Source organism: Moritella sp. (genome assembly GCF_033791185.1).
GTDB lineage: Bacteria > Pseudomonadota > Gammaproteobacteria > Enterobacterales > Moritellaceae > Moritella.
On sequence record NZ_JASJHF010000116.1, the window covers coordinates 1 to 6,185 of the forward strand.

Genomic DNA, 6,185 nt, shown 5'->3' on the forward strand with positions numbered 1-6,185 from the left:
TCGTATTTCAAAAAACAAGTTTACGTTTTCCCCAAGGGTATGCAGGGGCTGTGGACACGTGTTGCCAAGGAACACGACATCAGATTTAACAGCGTGATCACTAAAATTACGCGAGCAGAAAGCATCACCATCGACACTAAGGCAGGATCCGAACAATTCGATCGACTTATAGTCACTACCCCGTTGGACGAAATGTCATTATTGATGGATATGATCCCCCAAGAGCAGGCATTATTTAAAAAGATTAAGTATCTGGATTATCAAACCATTCTTTGCACGGTTAATCACTTTGTGGAAGAGACGGGTTATGTACCAGAGAATTTTGTTAGTGATCGCGCCGGACACCCGGTATTTTGGTATTACCGACAAGTTGGGGAACCCGTCTATTCTTTTTATGTATTAACAGATAGAGATATGAGTGGAGAAGTTATCAACAAGAGTGAACTCTTCAATCAAGCGAAAGCATTCGATGAGACGAGGGTCATCGATAACCTGAAAAATTTTGTAGGAGCAATGGGCGCGCAGGTTGAGTCGGTTCATCAATTTGTTCATTGGAAATATTTTCCTCATGTCGACGCCGAGGAGATGAATAATGGTTTTTATGACAAACTCGAAAATATGCAAGGTAGTCAACATACATACTATGCTGGCGAGATACTCAATTTTAGTTGCGTGGGATTTACCAGCGAATATGCGGAATATATCGTAAATCGCTATTTTTAATACCATGGGAACACCAGACATAACAAACAGGTTCGTAATTCAGTGTGATCTTTTTATACCTTGATAACGTACTAATCATACCAGCATTCAATCTTAGGTTGCGAGTAAACGATGACAAAATACATGGGTAAAAAAGTACCGACCTCTAAGCTTTCCCGTATTTCTAAATTCGGTGGTTTAGTTGTGCAAGTGGCTGGTAATGTGGCCTTTGAGGGGGTTAAGCAGTTTTCTCAAGGGAAAGCACCGACATTCTCTAAACTGCTGTTAACACCTAGAAATATTGATAATCTAGCGGATAAGCTAGCTCAGTTACGCGGCGCGGCCATGAAAGTAGGACAATTGTTATCGATGGATGCTGGCGATTTATTGCCAAAAGAACTCAGTATTTTGCTTAGTAAGCTACGCGCTGATGCTCACCCTATGCCGCGTAAACAGCTGCTGCGCGTACTCACAGATAACTGGGGGCAAGACTGGTTTGAGCAATTTAGTCACATCGAACTAAAACCTTTCGCTTCAGCTTCTATCGGTCAAGTACATTTAGCTTACGGCGACCGCGGCGAAAAACTTGCTGTTAAAGTGCAATATCCTGGTGTGCGTCAATCAATCGATGCTGATGTCGACAATGTTGCTACACTCTTAAAATTATCAGGGTTATTACCACAACAAATTGAGCTAGACTCTTTACTTAGTGAAGCTAAAAAACAACTTAAAGTCGAAGCGGATTATCAGCAAGAAGCGGCCTTTAGTCGTCGCTATAGTTTATTACTCGATGGCGACCCGCATTTTATAATCCCCGAAGTATTATTAGACCATAGTACTGAAAATATTCTCTTAATGACTTATGTTGATGGTAAAACTATAGACCAAGCTGTTAATCAATCTCAGCAGCAAAGAGACAACATAGTCACTCAACTTATCCGCTTATTTTTTGCCGAGTTGTTTGAATTTAAACTGATGCAAACCGATCCTAACTTTGCCAATTATCTATACCAAGCCGAACAAGAAAAAATAGTGTTGCTTGATTTTGGTGCTACTCGCGATATACCACCCGCAATTAGCCAAGGCTATCTTGCTTTAATTCATTCAGCTAGCTTGGGCGATCGCCCTGCCATGCAAGCAGCCGCTGAGAATATAGGATTCTTTGGTCAAGATATAGATCAAGACTATCTGCAACAGGTTTTAAGCACCTTTATCATCGCGACCGAGCCTTTGCAGTACCAGGGAGAGTATGATTTTGCCAGTACCGATTTAGCTTATCGTATTAAACAAGCTGGCATGGCGATAAATAACAGACAAGACCAATGGCATACACCACCTGTCGACGCCATCTTTATTCATCGTAAATTAGCAGGATTATATTTATTGGCGGCTAAATTAAATGCCAAAGTGAATGTGTCAGCGTTATTCAAACCTTATCAAGAACAAATTAATGTAGGGGATTGATAAAATAGATTGAGTTAAAGCCACAGAGGGCGTTCTAGGGTTATCTAGAAAAAACCGCTTCCTCATCATCTATACTTACCGCTTCAGTTGTTTGATTGCGCCCTTTTTGCTTCGACATGTACAAGGCTTATCACCTTAAGTGAACGGCATTAGCCATTTTGGTGGCTTTTTCCGACATACGTGACGCGATACCGGTTTTGCGCAAGTAATTCAATTACTTACACCCATAACTACCTCTAAAGTATAACATGTATTTTAATGGCTCACTGATGAGTTATTTTTCACTCTATGCATAGAAGGTAAATCACATGAGAGTAACGAAAGTTGCTTTAGTAGTAGCAGCAATTCTGGGCTTGGTAGCTTGTAACAATAGCGATGATCAAGCATTGCAAAATCAGCTAAGCCAGCTATCTCAAGAAAAACAGCAGCTAGAGCTTGAGCACCAACAAGCGCTAGAAGAGCTAGCAGAAAAAGAAGCGGACAATACATTCCCACTTGTGCTACCACCACACCCAGACAGACTGTTTATTCGCGGTGTTAATGGTCAATGGGATGCATCTAACGAATTGACTTATGTTGGCAACAACACATACCTATCTATCCTTCGAGTAGATCGTGGTAGTCACCGATTCAAGGTTGCTAACGACAGTTGGGGATTCGAGCAGACGGTGCCCGGAAAGATCATAGAGCTAGGCGTTCAAGAAACAATGATACCTAAGCCTGATGTGACTGATGACTGCACTAACGATACCGACTGTAATTCTATGGTTACTTTCCCAGCAAAAGGTTATTACAAGTTCATTCTAGATTTAGCCGATGTTAAGTCCGGTAAAATCACCATCAAAAAAGTCAATGAAGACGAATTGGGTGATTTACTTTTGAGCTCAAATATCCATGCCGAACATGAATTTTCAGTCATTAAGGTATTCCCAGCATTTGATGGTACTAACTACACAGTTAAGACCTCAGTAAAGGATAGTTCGGCAGCGTTGCGCGAATTCGGTATCAGTTCAACGGAAGAGCTACGCGATGGTGTAGAACAGGGGATCATAGTCAAAGAGCTTGCTAATCTTCCTGTTATTCACACAGGCAGTTTGTTATTTGATGCCAACTTCGCGATTAGCATCAACGAAATGAAGCAGCTTAGCGTTTCTGAAATCAAAGATGGCAACTACAATAATAACCAACCTTTATCTGTAGAGGCGTTTGAGACTGGTGCGAAATGGCATTACGTTTGGACTCGTGATCTGTCATATGCGGCGGCTCTATCATTAGCCTTTATGGACCCTGAACGCGTTAAAAATTCATTAGAGTTTAAGCTTTCAGATTTCCGAGATGGTACAAACCAACATGGTGTGCAAATCATTCAAGATACGGGTACAGGTGGTTCTTGGCCTATCAGTACTGACCGTGTTACTTGGGCATTTGGTGCAGATAAACTCCTACAGTCTCTAACTGGCGATGCAAGAACGGAATTTGCTACGCGAGCGTATGATGCTTTGGTTAATACAATCAATGCCGATCGCATTGCTGCTTTCGACCCAACACTTGGTTTGTATACGGGTGAGCAATCATTCCTAGATTGGCGTGAGCAAACGTACTCATCTTGGAGCCCTGAAGATGTGAACTATGTTGGTACAAGTAAATCGCTTTCTACTAACGTCGCGCATTACAAGGCTATTAGACTGGCTGAGAAGCTTGCTATTGAGTTTGGTGATGATGCAGAGGCAATTGAACTAGGTTCTAAAGCTGATGATCTTAAAGTGTCTATCAATGAGAATTTCTGGGATGCAGAACGTGGCATGTACGCGAGCTACATTTTTGGTCACAAATCAAATATCAAAGTCGATAAGTACGACATGCTTGGTATTTCTCTGGCTATTTTAGAAGGAATTGCGTCACCAGAACAAGCCAAGTCATCGATGAGCCACTATCCGCATGCTCAATACGGTGTTCCAGTGTATTTCCCACAACAGCCTGACACTCCTATCTATCACAACAGAGGTATCTGGCCATTTGTTACGGCATACAGCTTAAGAGCTGGCGTTGAAGCCGGTAACGTAGCTGCTGTTAACAATGCTTTCCATTCATTGGTTCGTGGCACCTCTTTAAACCTGTCTAATATGGAAAACCTAGAGTGGTTATCTGGTAAGCCTAAATTCACACATAGTGACTACCTTGTTGATGGCCAAGAGAATCTAGATGGTCCAGTTATCAACTCGCAACGTCAGTTGTGGTCTGTAGGTGGTTACATCGGTATGGTAATTCATGATGTATTTGGCTTTGATATAATTAAAGGCGAAATCAGCGTTAATCCATTCATCACTACTGAGATGAAAGAAGTTGTATTTGGCAATCAAGACGAGATTAGCATTTCTGGCATCATGCATAATGGCGTATCTCACGAGATCACAATTAAGCTTCCAGAGGGCGACACAGGTGGTAAGGGTCGTTATGCTGTAGAGTCTGTTGTTCGCACTGATGGCTCATTTATGGTTCAACTTGGTGGTGTTATCGAAGACGATAGCAAAATAACATTGGTTGATACTTCTATCATGCCGTATGACCTGACCAACGAGTCTGTCTTCTCACCAGTAGAGCCGGCTATCTCTGCGACCATTAAGGGCGAACAGGTTCTTCTAGATATTGAAAATCATGGTTATGACATCAAGCTGTTTGCGAATGGTAAGGTAATTGATACCAATAACGTCTTTGCTTATGACGGCGTATCTACCACTTGTTTTGTTGCTGAGGCTACTGGTAAACAAGGATGGCGCTCTAACCTCAGCAAGCCAGTTTGTGTTGGTGAAGTAGAAGAGATGGCTTTCCAATCAAACGGTTCGTTTGCTTACGAAGAGCTAGAGGACGGTACTAAGGTGATTAAAAACTTTGGTAAGCCTGACGATGTTCTTCAAGGTAAAGACGGCAAATTCTTTAATGTGGAAACTGCTGGCAAATATGATTTTGCGATCAAGTACATCAACAATCAGGGTCCAGTTAACACAGGTATTACCAATGCCGTTAAGCGTTTGACTATCAAAACGCTAGATGGTACGGAGGTTCATACAGGCATAGTGCAGATGGCTCACGGTCTAAACAAGGGGGATATCCTGACTTCTGCACCGGTGGTAGCGGATTTGCCTGTAGGTCAATATACGTTTGAACTGTCTGACCACTTCAACATGAGCTACCTAGAATCTAACGAGACTTACAGCGCAGTTGGTGGCTTAAAAGGCTTTGTGAATTATGCCGATGTGATCAGCATTGGAATGACTACTCATTAATAGAGGATCCTAGCCAAAAAGGCCTGCTATCTAAGCAGGCCTTCATCATTATTCTTTATCACACCATCAACTCAAACATGCTCTCACATTCAAGTTAAAACTGTCTATGTTGTAACAGACTAAAGTGCAGCCGCTTCTACTTCAGCTACAAGCGCATTCAGTTGCGCGATAGTGTCATTCAGTTCAGCGCGGAAATCATCAGCAACTGTTGTAGCAGGTAATGTAAGGTAGATTTCTAACTGTACTACTAACAATTTTAATAACGCAGAGTAAGTTGCTGTGTTTTGCTCTTCTTCTAGCGCTAATAATGCAATGTTAATCGCAAAGTGTTGTGTCTCAGGCTGGTCTTTTTTCGCTAAGTGTTTATTTACTTTTAACTCAGCGTAATCAACAAATTGTAATTTAACGTCGATGTCGTTGTTTAGCTTTTCTAAAAATTGTGTATTGTCAGTCATAATACTTTAATCCTTGATAAATAGGCGTTATTTGAACTGCTGACTCAAACCAATAAGCAGCAACTTTTAAAAAACAGTATAACGAAAAAAGCCTGCTCAATGAGCAGGCTTTTCCGAATTCCAATTACTTGGAATAAATAAGTGGTCGGTGATAGAGGATTCGAACCTCTGACCCCCTGGTCCCAAACCAGGTGCGCTACCAAGCTGCGCTAATCACCGAACATGGTGCGGAAGGAGAGACTTGAACTCTCACACCTTGCGATACTAGAACCTAAATCTA

The 6,185-nt window shown here is 41.8% G+C and carries 4 protein-coding genes and 1 tRNA gene; 3 read left to right on the top strand and 2 right to left on the bottom strand.

What is annotated here, in order from left to right; genetic code table 11:
• The 3 genes from QNK26_RS07200 to QNK26_RS07210 all read left to right on the top strand — a co-directional run.
• Positions 1-723, top strand: a 723-nt coding sequence (locus QNK26_RS07200) for an FAD-dependent oxidoreductase (protein ID WP_319221859.1), incomplete at its 5' end; no start/stop codon positions are given.
• A 111-nt stretch (positions 724-834) separates the two neighbouring features.
• Positions 835-2,166: an AarF/ABC1/UbiB kinase family protein gene (locus QNK26_RS07205; protein ID WP_319221860.1), complete on the top strand. Its 1,332-nt coding sequence runs from the start codon at positions 835-837 to the stop codon at positions 2,164-2,166.
• 308 nt (positions 2,167-2,474) lie between these two features.
• Positions 2,475-5,450: an MGH1-like glycoside hydrolase domain-containing protein gene (locus QNK26_RS07210; RefSeq protein WP_319221861.1), complete on the top strand. Its 2,976-nt coding sequence runs from the start codon at positions 2,475-2,477 to the stop codon at positions 5,448-5,450.
• A gap of 119 nt (positions 5,451-5,569) precedes the next feature.
• Here the strand turns inward: QNK26_RS07210 and QNK26_RS07215 are convergent, their stop codons facing one another.
• Together QNK26_RS07215 and QNK26_RS07220 are read right to left on the bottom strand one after the other, a co-directional pair.
• Entirely contained in the window at positions 5,570-5,905 is a 336-nt protein-coding gene (locus tag QNK26_RS07215) for a hypothetical protein (RefSeq protein ID WP_101063241.1), read from the bottom strand.
• 142 nt (positions 5,906-6,047) lie between these two features.
• Positions 6,048-6,124 (bottom strand) — tRNA-Pro (locus QNK26_RS07220).
• Positions 6,125-6,185: the final 61 nt, after the last annotated feature.

What these genes read in the sequence shown, in the direction of transcription:
- QNK26_RS07205 (WP_319221860.1), top strand. Translation starts at nt 835, where the DNA reads ATGACAAAATACATGGGTAAAAAAGTACCGACCTCTAAGCTTTCCCGT.
- QNK26_RS07210 (WP_319221861.1), top strand. Translation starts at nt 2,475, where the DNA reads ATGAGAGTAACGAAAGTTGCTTTAGTAGTAGCAGCAATTCTGGGCTTG.
- QNK26_RS07215 (WP_101063241.1), bottom strand. Translation starts at nt 5,905, where the DNA reads ATGACTGACAATACACAATTTTTAGAAAAGCTAAACAACGACATCGAC.